Raw genomic sequence first — 17789 nt, forward strand, 5'->3', positions numbered from 1 at the left:
CTCCGCGTCAGACCAGCGGAGAGATCTGCTCCTCCACGCCCAGCAGGGCCTTGCCGTACAGCTCCTTGATCATCGAGGGCTGCAGGATGGCGTGCCGGGCGCTCACGGCCGAGTCCCGCCAGATCCGCTGGAGCGGGTTGGCCTCGGCGAACGCGCCCGCGCCGTGCGCGGTCAGCAGGATGTCGATCGCCTCGGTGACGTGGCCGATCGCTCCGCTGAGGTCGGCCCGCGCCCGGATGCGGCCGGGCGTGTCCAGGGCCTCGCCGCGCCGCGCCGCCGCGTCGATGTCGGCGGCGGCGCGCTGGACGTGGAGATAGGCGGTGTCGATCTTCTGCGCCGCCTCGGCGACGCGCAGTTGGAAGGCCGTGGAGTCGCGCTGCTTCTCGAAGTAGGTGAAGGTGATGGCCTTCTCGGCCGATTTCTCCCCGACGAACCGCAGGGCCGCGCGGGCCAGGCCGAGCTGGGGGGCCACCAGGGGCGCGGCGGTGAGGAACTGGACGAAGGCGGAGCGGGGGTGGGGCCCGCCGGACCGCTGCACCGGGTAGTCGCCGGCCATCGCCTTCGGCACCGACACCACCCGGTGGTCCGGTACGAAGACGTCCTGGGCCACCACGCAGTTGCTGCCGGTGGCGCGCATCCCGGCGACGAACCAGGTGTCCTCCACCGTGTAGTCGGCGGCGGGGATGAGGGCGATGCCCTGGTCCACGATCTGCCCGGAGGAGTCCGGGACCGGGAAGCCGATCAAGGACCAGTCGGCGTGCCAGGAGCCGGAGGCGTAGTGCCAGCGGCCGGAGACGCGGTAGCCGCCGTCGACCCGCTCGGCGGTGGCGCTGGGGGTCAGCACGCCGGACAGCCGGGTGTCGGGGCCGGCCCCGAAGAGCTCGTCCTGGGCCTGCTCGGGGAAGAGGCTGGTGACCCACGTCAGCGAGTTGCCGACCGCGACCACCCAGGAGGCGCTGCCGTCCCCCTCGGCGAGGGTCGCGGACACGTCGACCAGCGTACGCAGGGACGCCTCGTGGCCGCCGTACCGCTTCGGCACGGCCAGCCGGAACATGCCGCTCTCGGTGAGAGTCTTGACGGATTCGTCGGTCAGTCTGCGGTCGCGTTCCCCCTGCTCGGCATTGCGGGCGAGAAGCGGTACGAGTTCCCGCGCGGTGCGCAGCAGGTCGGACGGTTCCGAGGAAGGGGGTGTGTTCTCGTTCCGGCTTTCGGTCATGGAATTCTCCGTCTCAGTGGGCGAATGCGGTAATGCGGTCGGCGAGGGAACGGGTAGGCGTCGGCGCCGCCGCGGAATGCGTGCCGAACGTGCGGCGGCCGTAGACGAGCGGGGCGGCGCCGCGGGTGCCGGAGATCCGGGTCACCCGGCCGAGCAGCAGCACGTGGTCGCCGCCGGGGACCTGGCGGTCCAGCTCGCACACGAGCCACCCCGGGGTCTCCCGCAGGCGCGGGAGGCCGTCGTCCGGGTGCCAGGCGGCCCGCTCGAAGCGGTCACCGGCGGAGGAGGCGAACGCCCTGGCCACATCGGCCTGTTCGGCTCCGAGCAGGTTCACGCCGAACCGCTGGGAACGCAGGATCTTCGGCAGCAGCCGGGAGCGTCGCTCCAGTGCCAGCGCCACCATGGGCGGTCGCAGCGACAGGGAGGTGAGCGAGCCGACGGTCGTGCCGTGCGGCAGGCCGTCCTCCGTCGCGGTGACCACCGCCACCGGGGTGCAGACGTCGGCCATGAAATCCTTGAAATCCCGCTCCGTAACCATTTCTTCTCCCCAGCGCGCTCATGGGCCGGCCGTTTTCACGGGGCCGCCGGAACAGCCTCGTCGGCCGTGCGAGGAATTCGTCAGGACTTTCTTTCCGTGACGGGGACGCTGCGTACGCTAGTCAGGGGTGCGGGGCGCGTACAGGCATGTCCCCCGGTACTACGCGAATACGCAGTCGCCGCGGCTGAGGGCGCTCCCGCACTTCCCGGTGGATCAGCGCACGGCGTCGGACGCGGTGCGTCGCACGGCGGAGATGCGCCCGCGTACTGGCTGTGCTCGGGCTCCTCGACGACGTGGCGAGGTGCCGTAGCTGTCGTCCAGCGCCCGCCGGGAAGTGCGGGACGGCCCTTACGGCCGTGCGTCCGTGCCGGCGGGCGCGCCGACCTGGGCGGTGATCGCCCGGAAGGTGCGGTCCAGCAGCGAGTCGGGGAGCAGCCGGGCCGTCCGGGCCATCCGGCGGGCGTCCGCCCCGGCCCAGTAGCGGGCCCGGGGGCGTGCGTCGGTCAGGGCGCGCAGGACCGTGCGGGCGAAGTCCTCGGGGGTGGTCCTGCTCGCCATCGCCTGCTGGGCGTTGCCCTCCAGGAACCCCTGGAGGGCGGACCGGTAGAGATCGGCGACGGCGGGAGGGGCGTCCGCGAGGGCCCGTTCGCCCGCCTGCGACACCTTGGTCCAGATCGGCGTGAGGATGGCGCCCGGCGCCACCACCGAGACCCGTACGCCGGTGGGCGCCAGTTCGCGCCGCAGGGCGTCGCTGAGCGCCTCCTTGGCGAACTGGGCCGCGGAGTAGGCCCCGAGGAACGGGACCGCGGCGCTACCGAGGCCCGAGGTGACGTTGACGATCCGGCCGTGCGACCGGCGCAGCAGCGGCAGATGGGCCCGGATCATCGAGAGGTGCCCGACCACGTTGACGTCGAGCTGCCGGCGGAACTGCTCGCCGTCGATGCACTCCAGTGGGCCCGGCAGGCAGATCCCGGCGTTGTTCACCAGGCCCCGCAGCCCGCCGTAGCGGTGGGCGACGAGTTCGGCCGAGGCCCGTACCGACGTGTCGTCGGTGATGTCGATGACGGCGTAGCGGAGCCGCTCGTGGTGCGACTCGGCGAGCAGCTTCTCCCCGTCCTCCTCCCGGCGGACCCCCGCGAGCACCTGGAAGCCCCGGTGTTCCAGCTCCAGGGCGCACTCGCGGCCCAGCCCCGACGAGGCGCCCGTGACGAGGACCGCGCCGTGCGGCGGTACGCTCCCGCCGCGCGGTCCGCGCGGCCTGCCGCGGCTCATCGGCCGGCCTCCTCACCGGTGCGGGCGGGAAGGCCGGCGCCCGGGAAGGTGAGCGCCGGTTCCAGCTTGCCCACCAGCTTCCGGTGGGGCATCCACCGGAAGTAGCCGTCCCGGACCCGGCGGCGCACCGGACCCTCCGACTGCTCGAACTCGCTGATGGCGCGGGTGGCCTCCACCATGGTCCGGGTGCGTTCGTACCGGGCCGCCTCGTAGCCGCGCAGTCCCCCGGGCACGTCCGGTGCGTGCCGCAGGTGCTGGGCCAGGACCGCGGCGTCCTCCATCGCCATGGCCGAGCCCTGGCCGAGGCTGGTGAGCATGGGGTGGGCGGCGTCCCCGAGCAGGGTCACCGGCCCGGTGCCCCAGGGCTGGAGGAAGGCCCGGTCGCGGGTGTTCAGCGTCAGCAGGTTCTCGGGCGGGGTCACCCGGATCGCCTCCCGGACCTCGTCCGGCCAGCCGGAGTAGGCGTCGAGGACCCCCGCCCTGCCGCCGTCCCAGGTGCTGGACTCCTCGTACGGCATGTTCTTCGTGCCCCACCAGTAGAGCCGGCCCTTGCCGATGTCGACCAGGCCGAACCGCATGCCGTCGCCCCACAGGTGGACCACGGATCCGGGGGCGAACCGGGGGTGGCTGTACTCGGTGATGCCGAGCCACGCGATGTAGCCGCTGTCGTGCACGGGCTCGTCCGGTCCGGTCAGCTGCCGCCGTACGACGGAGTTGAACCCGTCGGCGCCCACCAGGACGTCGGCCTCCGCCACCCGGCCGTCGGTGAAGTGGACCCGGGCGCGGTCGCCCTCCACCTCGAACCGGTCGGCGGCCGCGTTCAACCGGATCGGGACGTCCGCGGCCCGGTCCAGGAGGGCGGCGAGCAGGTCGGAGCGGCTGATGCAGACGCACGGGACGCCGATGCGGCGGGTGATCTCGGGGAACGGGAACTCCCGTATCAGCCTGCCCTTCCAGTCCTTGACGTGGTAGGTCTCCATCACCCGCCCGCGCTTCTCCAGGCCGAGGTCGATGTCGAGGGTGGCGAGCGCGGCCGTGGCGTTGCTCATCACGGAGAGGCCGAATCCGGCTGCCCGGATCTCCGGCGCCCGCTCGAACACCTCCACCTCGAAGCCGACGCTCCGCAGCGCGATGGCGGTGGTCAGTCCGCCGATCCCCGCGCCGACGACGATGGCTGTCCGTGTACCGCCCATGTCAGTTCTCCCCGCTCTCGTCGGTTCGGAGTCCCATTGCCCTGAGCACCGGGCCGACGACGTCGGCCACGAGCGGTTCCTCCATGATCGTGAGGTGGTCGCCCTCGGTGTCGATCACCGTGAGGTGGCCGGAGGTGCGCTCCCGCCATCCGTTGGTCTCGTCCGCGTGCATGCTGTCGATGGCGGTGTGCATGTCCAGCAGCACGCCCGGCAGCGGATCGCGGGCCCGGAGCAGGACGACGTCGTGGTCCACGACCCCGGGCCGGTAGTCGAAGGCGGAGCGCCAGTTCGCCTCGTACACCCGGAACAGCCTCCGCACCACGGCGTCGCCGCTGCCCGCGGGCAGGACGCCCTCGTCGATGGCCAGCCGGGTCATGAACGCGAACTTCTCGTCCAGCGTGTCCAGGCCGGGCGGCAGGAGGTCGCCGGCGGTGGCGCTGCCGTGCTGGAGCCAGAGCAGCTCCCAGAAGAACCAGCCGAGCAGGGCCTCGTCGTCGGTCCAGGGCCGCCGCCCCGGGTTGAGCGCCGTCGTGTCCAGGAGGACCACGGACGCCACGCTCTCCCCGGCGGCGTGCAGTTGGCGGGCCATCTCGAAGGCGACGAACCCGCCGAAGGACCATCCGCCGAGGTGGTACGGGCCGGCCGGCTGGACCCGGCGCATCGCCGCGATGTAGTCGGACGCGAGCTGTTCCAGACCGCGCACCGGCTCCGTGCCGACGTCGGCCCCGGCCGCCTGGAAGGCGTAGAAGGGCTGGTCCGGCGGCAGGTGCTTGGCGAACGGTACGTAGCAGAGCACGTTGCCGCCCATGGGGTGCGCGAAGAACAGCGGTGGCCGCGTCCCCTCGGGCCGGATCGCCACCAGCGGGTCGAAGCCGGCGCTCGTGCCGCCCGCCGAGCGGAGGCGCTCGGCCAGTTCGGCCACGGTCGGCGCGACGATGAAGTCCGACAGCGGGATCGCGGTGCCGAACCGCTCCTCCATGAGGACGACCAGGCGCATCGCCGTGATCGACGTGGCGCCGAGGTCGAACAGGTTGTCGTGCACCCCGAGGTCCGGCAGGTGCAGCAGGTCGGCCAGCATGTGGACCAGCGTGCGCTCGTGGTCGTCCCGGGGGGCCACCTGCCCGGCCGCTCCGGTGCGGACCGGCCGCACCTGCCGGAGCGCGGCCTCGTCGCGTTTGCCGTTCGGGGTGAGCGGGATGGCGGGCAGCCACACGAAGTGCGCGGGCACCATGTAGTCCGGCAGCTTGGCGCGCAGGTGGCGCCGCAGCCCGTCCAGGTCCGCGCCTTCCTCGTCGCCGACCAGGAAGGCGACCAGGGAGGTGTCGCCCGCTTCGTCGCGCCGGGCGATCACGGCGATGTCGGTGATCGCGTCGGGGCCGCCCGCCGCCGCGTCCGCGGCGACCAGTTCGATCTCCCCGGGCTCGACCCGGTAGCCGCGGATCTTGACCTGCCGGTCGGCGCGGCCCAGGCAGACCAGGCCGCCGTCGGGCAGGACCATGCCGACGTCCCCGGTGCGGTACAGGCGCCCGCCACCGTCCGGGGCGGGCAGGAACCGCTCCTCGGTGAGGTCGGGGCGGCCCGCGTACCCGTCGGCCAGACCGGCGCCGCCGACGTAGATCTCGCCCCGGCTGCCGACCGGCACCGGGCGCCTCCTCTCGTCGAGGACCAGCAGCCGTGCCCCGTGGATGGGCCGGCCCACCGGGGGGAGCGCGGGGAAGGCGGCGGGGTCGCCGGTCATCGCGTGGAAGGCGGCGGCGTGCGTCTCGGTGGGGCCGTAGTGGTTGTCGAGCACCACGTCGCCGAGAGCGGCGCAGAAGCGCCGGATCTCGTCCGTCGTCCGGAACTGCTCGCCGGACGAGCACAGGACCCGCAGGCTCCGCGGCACCAGGCCGAGCGTGGCCGACGCCTCCGCCAACTGCTGGAGGGCCACGTACGGCAGGTGCACGCGCTCGACGCGCTCGCGGTCCATCAGCCGCAGCAGACCCGGCATGTCGCGTCGCAGTTCCTCGGTGACGACGACCAGGGTGCCGCCGCCGGCCAGCGTGGCGTACAGCTCCTGGAAGGAGACATCGAAGCTGAGCGGCGCGTACTGGGCGGTGCGGGCGCCCTCAGCCGTGCTGGCGATCCCGTTCTGCCAGGCCACCAGGTTGGACAGGGACCGGTGCGGCGCCGAGACCCCCTTGGGGCGGCCCGTCGAGCCGGAGGTGAAGAGCAGGTACACCTCGTCGTCCTCGGAGATCTCCGGCAGCTCGGCCTCGTGCCCGGTGGTGGCCAGCGCCTCGTACGCGAGGGAGGGCACGGAGGTCTCCAGGGTGTCCAGGAGAGACCGGTGCTCCGCGTCCACGACCACGCGGGCCGGCCGGCCCTGGGCGATCATGGCGCGCAGCCGGTCCACCGGATAGGCGGTGTCCAGCGGCATCGCCGAGCACCCCGCCTTCGCGGTGCCCAGGAGCGCGGCGACCGTGCCGGCCGTACGCCCCATGGCGAGGCCGACGCGGTCGCCCGGGCGCGCTCCCGACGCGAGCAGGCCGGCGGCGAAGCGCGAGGCGACCCCGTCCAGCTCCTCGTACGTCCAGGTCACGTCCTCGGAGACCACGGCCTGCGCCCCGGGCGCGCGGCGTGCCCGTTCCTCGAAGGCGCGGACCACGTTCACCGGCGGTCGTCCGGTCCGCAGGGGCGCCGGGTCCGGGGCGAGGAAGCCGAAGTCCACGGCGCCGTCCGGCTCTTCGGCGAGCCTGCGCAGGATGCGTACGTAGGTGTCGGTGTACAGCCGCGCCTGGGCGGGGGTGAACGACTGCCCCGAGAAGTCGGTGCGGAGCCGGATGCCCTCGTCCACCGGATCGACCATGGCGTTGACGACCAGGGAGAAGTTCGTCTCCTCCCGGACCGCGAAGCCCCGGCTGGCGATGCCGGGGGTGCGGAAGACCTCTCCGAGCTGCCGGAAGTGGATGAAGTTGAACAGCGTGTCGACCAGCGACGTCCGGCCGAGGTCCTCCTGGATGACCGCCAGCGGCACCCGCCGGTGCGGGTGGCTCTCCCGTTCCCGCTCCAGGACGCGGTCCACGACGTCGAACCAGGTGGCCTGCTCCGCGTCCACGCGGAGGGGCAGGGTGTTGAGGAACAGCCCGCAGGTGCGCTCCGTGCCCTCGATGTCCGGCCGGCTGTGCGTCACCAGCCCGGTCGTGACGTCCCGTTCGCCGGAGAAGGCGCGCAGCATCAGCACGTGTGCGGCGAACAGGACGGACTTCACCGGGACCCGGCGGTCCCCGGCGGTGGCGCGCAGGGCGTCGACCAGGTCGGCGGGCAGCCTCAGGTCGCACTCCACCCGTTCGTCCGTCCCCGGCGCCTCGTGCGGACGGAAGCTCTCCAGCTGGAACTGTGCGGCATCGGTCAGCAGGTTCCGCCAGTAGGCGCGGCCCGCCTTCGCCTCGGTGGCCGCGCGTTCCTGGGCGACGTGCAGCGCGGCCGAGGGCGGCGCGGTGTCCGGCACCGGCCCGAGGTCCAGTCCCAGCAGGTGCCCGTAGTCCTGGAGGAGTTCGGAGACGAGGTTGGCGACGCTGCCGCCGTCGAGGATGGCGTGGTGGAAGCTGAAGACCAGCTCCACCGTGTCGGCCAGGGCGAACGCCCGGAAGTGGTACAGCGGCGCGCTGTCGAACCGGTAGTCGTACCGGCGCCGCGCGGCGATGTGCTCGTCGACGGCCGCCTCCGCCTCGGCGGCCGGTGCCGCCCGCAGGTCGGCCACGCTCAGCCCGCCCTCGACGGTGGGCCGCACGATCTGGAGCGGCTCGGCGTGGCCGGCGAGCGCGAACGACGACCGCAGCACCGGATGGCGTGCGACGAGGAGGTCGAAGGCCGCCCGGAACTCCCGCTCCCGCCACGGCATGGCCAGGCTGTAGCGGAAGACGTCCTTGTACGTCGCGGAGTCCTGCTTCTCACGGCTGTGGAACAGCAGGCCGAGCTGGAGGCGGGTGACCGGGTAGGCGTCCTCGTACGCCTCCAGGCGGGCCCGGTCCACCGGGGAGACCAGGGCGAACGGGGCGGGGATCGCGGTGTCGGCCGGGGCGGTGGGCCGGGCCTCCTCGGCGAGGGCGGCCAGCCCCGCCACGGTGGGGTTGCGGACGAAGTCGTCGGTGGTGAACCGGATGCCGGCCTTCTCGGCGAGCGCCCGGACCCGGAGCATGCTGATCGAGTCGCCGCCGGTCACGAAGTAGTCCGTGTGGACGCCGACCCGGTCGACGCCGAGCACCTGTGCCCAGATGCCCGCGAGCACCTTCTCCGCAGGGGTGCGGGGCGCGCTGTCCGCAGCCTCGCCCGCATCGGTGGACGGGGCGGGCAGGGCCCTGCGGTCCACCTTGCCGTTGGGCGTGAGGGGGAGGCTGTCCAGGCGTTCGAAGGACGACGGGATCATGTAGGCGGGCAGCACGGTCCCGAGCGCCGCTCGCAGGCCGTCCGGGTCGAGGTCCCGGTCGGCCGTGCAGTAGGCGACGAGGACCGGGCCCCGGCCGCCGCCGGGCCGGTGGTCGACGACCACGGCGTCGCGGATCGCGTCCAGCGCGACCAGCGCGTTCTGCACCTCGCCCAGCTCGACCCGGTTGCCGCGGATCTTGACCTGGTCGTCGTTGCGGCCGAGGTACTCCAGGTTGCCGTCGTTCAGCAGCCGGGCCAGGTCCCCGGTGCGGTAGAGGCGGCCGCCGGGGACGAAGGGGTCCTCGACGAACCGCTCGGCGGTGAGCTCGGGCCGCCCGAGGTAGCCGCGGGCGACCTGGACCCCGCCGATGTGCAGTTCGCCGGGGACGCCGACCGGCTGCGGGCGGCCCTGCCGGTCGAGCACGTAGAGCGTGGTGTTCTCCACGGGCCGCCCGATGGGCACCCGGGTGACGGGGCCTTCGGACGCGGGCGGGCAGTCGAAGTACGTCACGTCGACCGCGGCTTCGGTGGGGCCGTAGAGGTTGACCAGGCGGGGCGGGTCGTCGCCGTCGAAGATCCGGTTGAACTGCGTGGCGCGCTCCGGGGGCAGGGCCTCCCCGCTGCAGAAGACGTAGCGCAGCGAGCCCGCCCCGGCCGCCCGCTCCGGATGGTCCTCCAGCAGGTCGAGGAACGGGCCGAGCATCGAGGGCACGAAGTGGACCACGCTGATCCGGTGGTCGCGCACCGTGCGCGCGATCCGCTCCGGGTCCTTCTCCGCGCCGGGCGGGAGGAGCACCACTGCGGCCCCCTGGACGGCCCACCAGAGCAGCTCCCAGACGGATACGTCGAAGGAGATGGGCGTCTTCTGCAGCAGCGTGTCGCCCGGACCGACGGGATAGCGGCGCTGCATCCACGTCAGCCGGTTCACCACCGCGTGGTGCTCGACCATCACCCCCTTGGGGCGCCCGGTGGAGCCGGAGGTGTAGATGGTGTACGCGACGTCCCGCGGGCCCGCGGTGCGTCCGAGCGGCCGGCCGTTGCCCCGGTACAGCTCGGAAATCCGGAGCACCGGGGCGCCGGTGGACGGGACCTCCACCTCCCGCGCGCCCCGCAGGACCAGCTTCGCCCCGCAGTCCTCCAGGAGCAGCCGGACGCGGGAGGGCGGATATCCGGGATCGACGGGTACGTAGGCCGCGCCCGCCTTGAGGATGCCGAGCAGACCGGGCAGCAACTCGGGGCCGCGCTCCGCGAGGATCGCCACCCGGTCGCCCGGTCCGGCGCCCCGCTCGCTCAGCGCCCGCGCCACCTGGTCGGCCCGCCGGTCGAGTTCGGCGAAGGTCAGCGTGGCGCCGGACGCGCCGTCGACCACCGCCGTCTGTCCAGGGGTGCGCGCCGCCTGCTCGGCGAACAGCTCGTGCAGCGTCTTCTCGCGCGGGTAGGGGGCGGGGGCGCCCTGGTGGCGGCGGACGACGTCCTCGTACTCGTCGTCGGTCAGCATGCCCAACTCCCCGAGCGGCGTCCCGGGGAAGTCCAGGCCGCGGCGCAGAAGTTCCCCGACGTGTCCGGCGAGGGCCTCGGCCGTCAGGTGACCGTCGAACACGTCGTCGGCGTAGTCGAGGTCGACGCGCAGACCCGGCTCGTCGTCGAACGCCTGCACCATGACGGAGAGCGCGTCGGCGGCGTGGACCGGAGCCATGATCGTGGTGGTCCGGTCCACCCCCGGGGTCGCCGGCGGCCTGGGGAAGCGCAGGTAGGAAGCGGTGACGTCGAACAGCCTCCGGCTGTCGGCGTCCTGTACGGGGGCCTCGCGCAGGATCTCGCCGTACGGCAGCCGCTCGTGTTCCCTGAGCCGGTCGATCTGCCGGCGGACCCGCTCGGCCAGCTCGACCAGGGGCAGCTCCTCCGCCACCGGGACGCGCACCGGCAGGTTGTTGGCGAACTGGCCCACGACAGAGCGCTCGTCCTCGGTGCGCCGGTTGAGGAAGGGCACCCCGAAGACGACCTCGTCGGCCTGGTGGACGCGCCCGAGGCACACCGCGAACGCGGAGAGCAGGTAGGAGAAGGGGGACGCGCCCGCGTCGAGGATGCGCCGCACCAGTTCCTCGCCGACAGGGAAGGAGTGCCGCGCGCGGCCCGGCCGGGCGGCGCCGGAACGCGTGAAGAGAGCCGGCTCCAGACCCGCCAGGTATTCCCGGTAGAACGCGCGGTCGTCTTCGCGTTCGGCGGCGGGGAGGAGGGAGTCGTATTCCCGTATGGAATTCCAGAAGGAGGGGGAATCGGATTGCTCCACCGAATTCGCCGACTCCGCGGGTCGCGCTTTCGCGGCCGACGGTTTCTTTCCGGAGATCCGCGCCCGGTAGTCGGTGAGAATGCGCAGGGTCAGCGCGTTCAGCGCCCAGGCGTCGGTGACGATGTGGTGCGAGGTCAGCACCAGGTGGACGGCCCCGGGCCCCTCGGTGACCACGGTGGCCCGGAACAGCGGCCCGCCCCCGAGGTCCAGCGGCCGGGCCAGCTCCCGCTCGCACCAGATCCGCACGGCCTCGGCGGGGTCCGGCTCACCGGAGAGGTCGACGCGCCCGAAGAGCGGGGCCCCGCCGCCCGCCTGCTCGACCCGCCGCACCCGGGGGACGCCCTCGGCGTCCTCGGCGAAGCGCAGCCGGAAGGCGTCGTGCTCCCGGGCCGCCCGGTCGAGGCAGGCGCCGAGCACCTCCCGGTCCACGTCCCCCACCAGCCGCTCGTGGACCAGCACGTTGAATTGGCAGGTCCCCGGTGTCCTTGCCTCAGCCGCCCAGATGTCACGCTGGTAGCCGGTTGATCCGAGGGCCCCGGATTCAGCTGATATCCCCACGGAAAGCCACTCCTTCGCCTGCCATTCGTACGCTAATAAATAACGGCTCGGTTCAGGCTAGGGTGGAGGGGTCGGTGCGGCTACTGCGTAATCGAGTAGGGCGTATTCGCGTAGGACGCATTCACGTAGGGCGTATTCGCGCGGCGCGTATTCATGAGGGGCGTGGGCCCGGGAGCGCGAACGGTGAGGCGCCCGCTCCGGCGTACGCCTCCGGAGCGGACCGGACCACCGGAGCGGACCGGACCACCGGCGCGGGTCCGGGCCACCGGAGCGGGCCGGACCACCCGCGCGGGTCCGGCGCGGTCGGCGAGGCCCCTCACGCCCGGGTGAGCAGGCCCAGCTCCTCCAGCGCGTCGGCGGCGTGGGTGGCGTGGCCCGAGGACCGGCTCTTGGCGAGGGCGCGGTGCAGGTGGGACGCGGCGGCGTCCCGGTCCCCGCGGAGCCGTGCGGCGTGCCCGAGGCCGATCTCGGCCCGGATCTCACCCCGGTGGTAGGCGCGTTCCGCCGATACGGACAGTGCGCGCTCGTACAGCTCGGTGGCCCGCTCGACGAGGCCGTCCGCCAGCGCGGCCCCGCCGAGGAGGGTCAGCGTCTCGACGACCTCGGTCCACAGGCCGAGCTCCTCGGCCATCAGGAGGCCCTCGCGGTGCAGCCGTTCGGTCCGCACGGGGTCGCCGCGGTGCTCGGCCGCGAGCGCCAGGGACCGGTTGGCCCGGAGCTGGCCCCAGCGGTCGTCGACCTCGCGGAACAGCGCGGCTCCCAGCTCCGCGGCCCCCTCGGGGGCCGGGCCGTGGCCGGCCAGCTCCACCAGTGCGGCGGCCTCGCCCCAGCGGTCCCGGACGGCGCGGGCGCCCGCCAGGGCGGCCTCCACGAGCGCCCGCCCCTCGTCGAGGTGGCCCCGGCCGGTCAGTCCGGTGCCGACGAACCACTGGAGCCGGCCCCTGAGCACCGGGTCCTCGACGCCGGCGGTGGGGTCCTCGTCCACCGGGAGGGGCGCGGCGTCCCCCGGCGAAGCGCGCAGTTCGACCCCCGCCAGCCAGGCGCCCGCGGCCCGGCGCGCGCCGGGCGCGGCGTCGGCGTCGGCCGCCAGCGCGGACCGCAGCGACCTGCGGGCCTCGGGGAACCGTCCGCGCAGGAACCAGTACCAGCCCAGCGCGTTCACCAGCCGCACCGCGTAGCCGGCGGGGCCCTGGGCGACCGCGAGGTCCAGGGCGCGGCGCAGGTTGACGGTCTCCGCGTTGAGGCGGTCCAGGGCGCACCGCTGCTCCGGGCCGCGCAACCGCTCGCTCTCCCGCTCGGCCGACTCGGTGCAGTACCGCACGAAGCGAGCCCGTACGGCGTTCTCCTCGCCCGCCTCCGCGAGCCGCTCGGCGCAGTAGGCGGCCACCGATTCGAGCAGGCGGAACCGGTCGCCCTCGCGGACCACGAGGGAGCGGTCCACCAGACGGGAGAGCAGGTCGGGGACGCGCTCGGCGGGCAGCTTCCCGTCGGCGCAGACCGCCTGGGCCGAGGCCATGACGCAGCCGTCGGCGTGCACGACCAGGCGGCGCAGCACGGTGCGCTCGTCCGGCGTCAGCAGCTGCCAGCTCCAGTCGAGCATGCCCCGGAGCGTCTGCTGGCGGTCCGGGAGCCCTCGTACGCGTACGTCGGGCCGGGCGAAGCGGTCGTCCAGCCGGGCGGCGAGCTCCTGCGGGCTCAGCGTCCGCAGCCGGGACGCGACCAGTTCCAGGGCGAGCGGGATGCCGTCGAGGCGGCGGCAGACGGTGGAGACCGCCGCCGCGTTGTCCGCGTCCAGGGCGAAGCCGGGCACGGCCGCCGCCGCCCGCTGCACGAACAGCTCGACGGCGCTGGACCGGGCGACCGTCTGCGGATCGGTGAGCTCCGGCAGCGCCAGCGGCGGCACCGGGTGCACCACCTCGCCGGGGATGTCGAGGGCTTCCTGACTGGTGAGCAGGAGGTGGGCGGCGGGCACGGCCGACAGCAGGGACTTGGTGAACAGGGCGACCGACTCGACCAGGTGCTCGCAGTTGTCCAGCAGGATCAGCAGCTGCTTGTCGGCGACCGCCCGGCACAGCCAGCCCACCAGGTCGTCCAGGTCGGGTTCGGTCGCGGCCGTGTCGCACAGCCCGAGCGTCGTGATGACGCGTTCGGCGATGTCGTCCGGGTCCGAAGGGGCGCCGAGGCCGGCCAGCTCGACCAGCCACACCCCGTCGGTGTACCGCTCGGCGGCGTCGCCCGCCGCGGCGATCGCCAGCCGTGTCTTGCCCACCCCGCCGAGGCCGGTGAGGGTGACGAGACGGGCCGGCGCTCGGGGGTCCAGCCGGGCCAGCACCTGCGCGGCGGCCTCGCGCCGGCCGATCAGCGGGGTCAGCGGGGCGGGGAGGTTCGTACGGCACGACCGCGACCCGATCGCGGGTGTGGCGAGCTGGGGTTCCTGCCGCAGGATCGCCCGGTGCAGCGCGGCGGCCTCCGGACCGGGCGAGGCCCCCAGCTCCTCGGCCAGTTCCCGGCGCAGCTCCTCGAAGCTCTGCAGCGCGTCGCCCTGCCGCCCGGAGCGGTAGAGGGCGCGCATGTGGGCCATGCGCAGCCGCTCGCGCAACGGGTGCCGTGCCACCAGCGTCCCCAGTTCCGCCGCCAGCGCGGTGTGCTCGCCCAGCGTCAGCCGGACCTCGGCGTGGTCCTCGACGACGGCCAGGCGCAGCTCCTCCAGCCGGGCGATCTCACCGCGGGCGAAGAGGGACTCGGCCACGTCCGCGTAGGCGGGGCCGCGCCAGAGGGCGAGCGCGTCGGCGAACAGGTCCGCCTTCACCGCCGGCTCCCGGTGGGCGCGGGCCCGGACGGCGAGCTCCTGGAACCTCATGGCGTCGACCACGTCGTCCGCGAGCAGCAGCCGGTAGCCGGCGGGCTCCCGGACCACCTGTTCCCTGCCCAGCACCCGGCGCAACTGGGAGACCTTGGTCTGCAGGGTGTTGGTGGACCCGCCCGGCGGGCTGCTCGCCCACAGGTCCTCGATCAGGCGGTCGGCCGGCACCGGCCCGCCACCGTGGACGAGCAGGTTCGCCAGAAGGGCGCGCACCTTCGCTTCGGGGACCCGGACGGGCTGCCCCTCGGCGTCCCAGACGGCCAGCGGGCCGAGCACCCCGTAACGCATGCCCGCAGTCTATCGCCGAACGACCCTCAGGAAACCGTGCGTGGGGGGCGGCACAGTGACGGTCGTATGCCGACGATCCGAGAAAAAGGCAGGGAGTGCCATGAGCACAACGACCGTAGGCAGGGCGGGAGCCCGGGAGTGGGGAGGGCTGGCCGTCCTCTCGTTGCCCACCGTGCTGTTGGGCCTCGACGTCACCGTGCTGTACCTGACCCTCCCCTCACTGGCCGAGGACCTGCGCCCGTCCGGTACCCAGGAACTGTGGATCATGGACGCCTACGGCTTCCTGATCGCCGGGTTCCTGCTCACCATGGGGACGCTGGGTGACCGGATCGGCCGCCGTCGGCTGCTGATGATCGGGGCCGCGGCCTTCGGGATCGTCTCGGTGCTGGCCGCCTACGCCACCAGCGCCGACATGCTGATCGCCGCGCGGGCGGCGCTCGGCGTCGCCGGCGCCACCCTGATGCCGTCCACGCTGGCCCTGATCAGCAACATGTTCGCCGACCAGCGGCAGCGTTCCCTGGCGATCGGCGTGTGGGCCACGAGCTTCGCGCTCGGCATGGCACTCGGCCCGGTGGTCGGCGGGGCCATGCTGAACCACTTCTGGTGGGGTTCGGTGTTCCTCCTGGCGGTACCGGTCGCGCTCGTGCTGCTGGTGGCCGCTCCCCTGCTGATCCCGGAGTACGCGGCGCCGCAGCGCGGCCGGTTCGACCTGATCAGCGTGACGCTGTCGTTGGCGGCGATCCTGCCGGTGGTCTACGCGGTGAAGCGCTTCGCCAAGGACGGACCCGATCTGCCGATGATCGCCGCGGCCCTCATCGGCGTGGTCTTCGCGGTGGTGTTCGTCCGCAGGCAGGGCAAGCTGGAGAGCCCGCTGCTGGACGTGCGCCTCTTCGCCGACCGTACGTTCAGCTCCGCGCTGAGCGTGCTGCTCGTCGGCCTGGTCGGGGTCGGCGGCTCGATGCTGCTGATCACGCAGCAGCTCCAGTTCGTGGAGGGGCTGCCGCCGGTCGAGGCGGGGCTGTGGATGGGCCCGCCCGCTCTGCTGATGTTCCTCGCCGCCATCGGCTCGCCCCTGGTCGCGCGGCGGGTGCCGCCGGGTCTCGTGGTGGCGGCCACGCTGGCGCTGTCCACGGTCGGGTACGTCCTGCTCGCCCTGGTCGGGCCCTCGGGCGGCATCGCGCTGATGGTCGTCGGATTCGGCCTCGTCTATCTCGGGCTCGGGGCGATCGCCGCGCTGGGCACGGATCTGGTGGTCGGGGCGGCTCCGGCGGAGAAGGCGGGTTCGGCCTCGGCGATGTCGGAGACCGTGCAGGAGCTGGGCCTCGCGCTCGGTGTGGCGATCCTGGGCAGCCTGGCGACCGCGGTCTACCGCAGTGAGATCGACGGCAGGATCCCGTCCGGCACTCCGTCGGACGTGGCGGACTCCGCGGGCGACAGCCTCGCCGGCGCCGTCGCCTCGGCGGAGCGGATGCCGGACGGCTGGCTCGACCTCGCCAAGGAGGCCGCCACCTCCGGCATGAACACCGCGATGATCGTGGCCGCGGCCTGCACGGTGGTCCTGTCGGTCCTGTCCGCCGTCGTCCTGCGGCACGTCGGAGCCATCGGCGACGAGCCGGAGGCCGCGCCGGCGGAGCCGGTCACGTCCCGGGTCTGACCGGCCGGTCCGCCGCGCTCACCAGATCGGCGGAGGGGGCCGGTACCGGGGTCGGCCGGCTGGGCCGACCGCGACCGATTACTCGGCCCCTTCCGCCACCACGTCCCGTGCCAGCCGGATGAAGGAGTTCAGCGCCGGATGACGGTTGTTGGATGCCCAGACCAGGTAGACCGGCACCGCCGGCGCGTCCCTCAGCGGGAGGTAGCAGATCTCGGCGTGCGGGTGCATCCAGGCGGTGGAGGCCGGGGTCACACCGATGCCGACACCGGCGGCGATGTAGCTCTGCCAGTCGTCGATCGTGTCCACCTCCACCGCCACGGCGGGCTGCCCGCCCTCCTCCCACAGGTCGAGGTTGGTGGTCCCCGAGAAGGAGTTGATCACCAGGGGGTAGTCGGACAGGTCGCGCAGCAGCACCTCGTCCAGTCCGATCAGAGGGCTGTCCGAGGGGACGGCGACGACTCGGGGCTCCATGACGAGCAGTTCCTCGCGCAGACTGCGCCGTCCGGTGTGGGTGCGCATGATCGCCACGTCCGACTGGCCGGTCGTGAGCCCGCCGGCGGGGTCGTCGACCCGCTTGAGACGTACCAGCACCTCCGGGTTCGCCTCCTTCCACTGACGCAGGATCTCGCTGGTGTACACACCGATCGCGGACCAGGCGTGCCCCACGCGCAGGGCCCGCACCCGGTGCAGGTCCGAGTGCATGGCGTCGTCGAAGGCGGTGACGGCGGCATCCGCCTTGGCGCAGAACGTCTTTCCCGCCACGGTGGGCTGCACCCCCTCCGCCGAGCGTTCCAACAGGGTCTGTTTCACGTGGCGTTCCAACTCCGCGAGTCTGCGGGAGACCGCGGACTGCGCCTCGTGCAGACGGGTCGCCGCCTTCGAGATGCTGCCTTCGTCGACCGCCGTGAGGAACGTCCTCAAGTGGTGGATTCCCACAGCCATGGCGCTGCTTTCCTTTCGGGGAGGGGTACGGGGAGTGCGCGGAGACGCGCCGGTGCGCGTTCGACGAGAACGAGGGTCCGGCGGCCGGAAGGCGCCGGTGCCGTCGTCGGCCGTGTCGCCCGCCCCGGGGATCGGGGCGGGCGACACGGCGGTGAGGAGCACCGGGTCAGAAGGGCGCGCGTGTTCCCGGACATCGGAAGAAGCGTCTCCGGGCACCCGTCGTCCGGCGGTCCGCCGCCGGCGCACGTGTCATCGCCGGCCCCCACGCCGCCGACACCGCACCCCACACCACGAGACCTTTACGGACATGTCGCCTTCTCTCCGCCGCAGCACCGGCTTTCACGCCATCCGCCCCGCGGGCGGCCCCGCCCGTGGCGGATTCGCTTACGGGTCGGGGAGATATCGCCGACACCGGCTCCCGGCAGGGTCCGGCCATGACTTTCGGGTCACGTCATCGCTTTCCAAGGGACGGCAAACAGGTAACACCCCGCACGGCTATGAGGGGGGAAGGACGAATATCGGCACGCAGCGGACCCTGAAGCCGACGAATCAGGCACCGGCCATGCCC

The 17789-nt window shown here is 73.3% G+C and carries 8 protein-coding genes; 1 reads left to right on the plus strand and 7 read right to left on the minus strand.

Annotated features, from left to right (window positions below; genetic code table 11):
* Nucleotides 1-7 precede the first annotated feature (7 nt).
* From IF19_RS0101770 to IF19_RS0101795, 6 genes are all read right to left on the minus strand, one after another.
* On the minus strand, nt 8-1216 hold the full coding sequence (locus IF19_RS0101770; protein WP_030114791.1) for an acyl-CoA dehydrogenase family protein: 1209 nt from the start codon (nt 1214-1216) through the stop codon (nt 8-10).
* Between the two features lie 13 nt (nt 1217-1229).
* On the minus strand, nt 1230-1754 hold the full coding sequence (locus IF19_RS0101775) for a flavin reductase family protein (protein ID WP_030114790.1): 525 nt from the start codon (nt 1752-1754) through the stop codon (nt 1230-1232).
* Between the two features lie 348 nt (nt 1755-2102).
* Nucleotides 2103-3026 (minus strand): SDR family oxidoreductase, encoded by a 924-nt coding sequence (locus tag IF19_RS0101780; protein ID WP_030114789.1) that lies wholly within the window; start codon nt 3024-3026, stop codon nt 2103-2105.
* Complete coding sequence (locus IF19_RS0101785; RefSeq protein WP_030114788.1) at nt 3023-4219, minus strand: FAD-dependent monooxygenase; 1197 nt, start codon at nt 4217-4219, stop codon at nt 3023-3025. Before IF19_RS0101785 ends, IF19_RS0101780 begins: the two co-directional genes overlap by 4 nt.
* Nucleotide 4220: 1 nt before the next feature.
* On the minus strand, nt 4221-11474 hold the full coding sequence (locus IF19_RS0101790; protein ID WP_267882440.1) for a non-ribosomal peptide synthetase: 7254 nt from the start codon (nt 11472-11474) through the stop codon (nt 4221-4223).
* A 316-nt stretch (nt 11475-11790) separates the two neighbouring features.
* Nucleotides 11791-14625 (minus strand): AfsR/SARP family transcriptional regulator, encoded by a 2835-nt coding sequence (locus IF19_RS0101795; RefSeq protein WP_030276131.1) that lies wholly within the window; start codon nt 14623-14625, stop codon nt 11791-11793.
* 100 nt (nt 14626-14725) lie between these two features.
* Here IF19_RS0101795 and IF19_RS0101800 point away from each other — a divergent pair, with 100 nt between their 5' ends.
* A complete protein-coding gene (locus tag IF19_RS0101800) occupies nt 14726-16279 on the plus strand; it encodes an MFS transporter (protein ID WP_030289832.1) in 1554 nt (517 codons plus the stop codon).
* A gap of 78 nt (nt 16280-16357) precedes the next feature.
* Here the strand turns inward: IF19_RS0101800 and IF19_RS0101805 are convergent, their stop codons facing one another.
* Nucleotides 16358-17221, minus strand: coding sequence for a LysR family transcriptional regulator (locus tag IF19_RS0101805; RefSeq protein ID WP_030114782.1), 864 nt, complete (start codon nt 17219-17221; stop codon nt 16358-16360).
* Between the last annotated feature and the right edge of the window lie 568 nt (nt 17222-17789).

Source organism: Streptomyces californicus (genome assembly GCF_000717645.1).
GTDB classification, from domain to species: domain Bacteria; phylum Actinomycetota; class Actinomycetes; order Streptomycetales; family Streptomycetaceae; genus Streptomyces; species Streptomyces californicus.

Bases quoted from the DNA above. Each gene is read 5' to 3' on its own strand.
- IF19_RS0101770 (WP_030114791.1), bottom strand. From the start codon at position 1,216: ATGACCGAAAGCCGGAACGAGAACACACCCCCTTCCTCGGAACCGTCC.
- IF19_RS0101775 (WP_030114790.1), bottom strand. From the start codon at position 1,754: ATGGTTACGGAGCGGGATTTCAAGGATTTCATGGCCGACGTCTGCACC.
- IF19_RS0101780 (WP_030114789.1), bottom strand. From the start codon at position 3,026: ATGAGCCGCGGCAGGCCGCGCGGACCGCGCGGCGGGAGCGTACCGCCG.
- IF19_RS0101785 (WP_030114788.1), bottom strand. From the start codon at position 4,219: ATGGGCGGTACACGGACAGCCATCGTCGTCGGCGCGGGGATCGGCGGA.
- IF19_RS0101795 (WP_030276131.1), bottom strand. From the start codon at position 14,625: ATGCGTTACGGGGTGCTCGGCCCGCTGGCCGTCTGGGACGCCGAGGGG.
- IF19_RS0101800 (WP_030289832.1), top strand. From the start codon at position 14,726: ATGAGCACAACGACCGTAGGCAGGGCGGGAGCCCGGGAGTGGGGAGGG.
- IF19_RS0101805 (WP_030114782.1), bottom strand. From the start codon at position 17,221: ATGGCTGTGGGAATCCACCACTTGAGGACGTTCCTCACGGCGGTCGAC.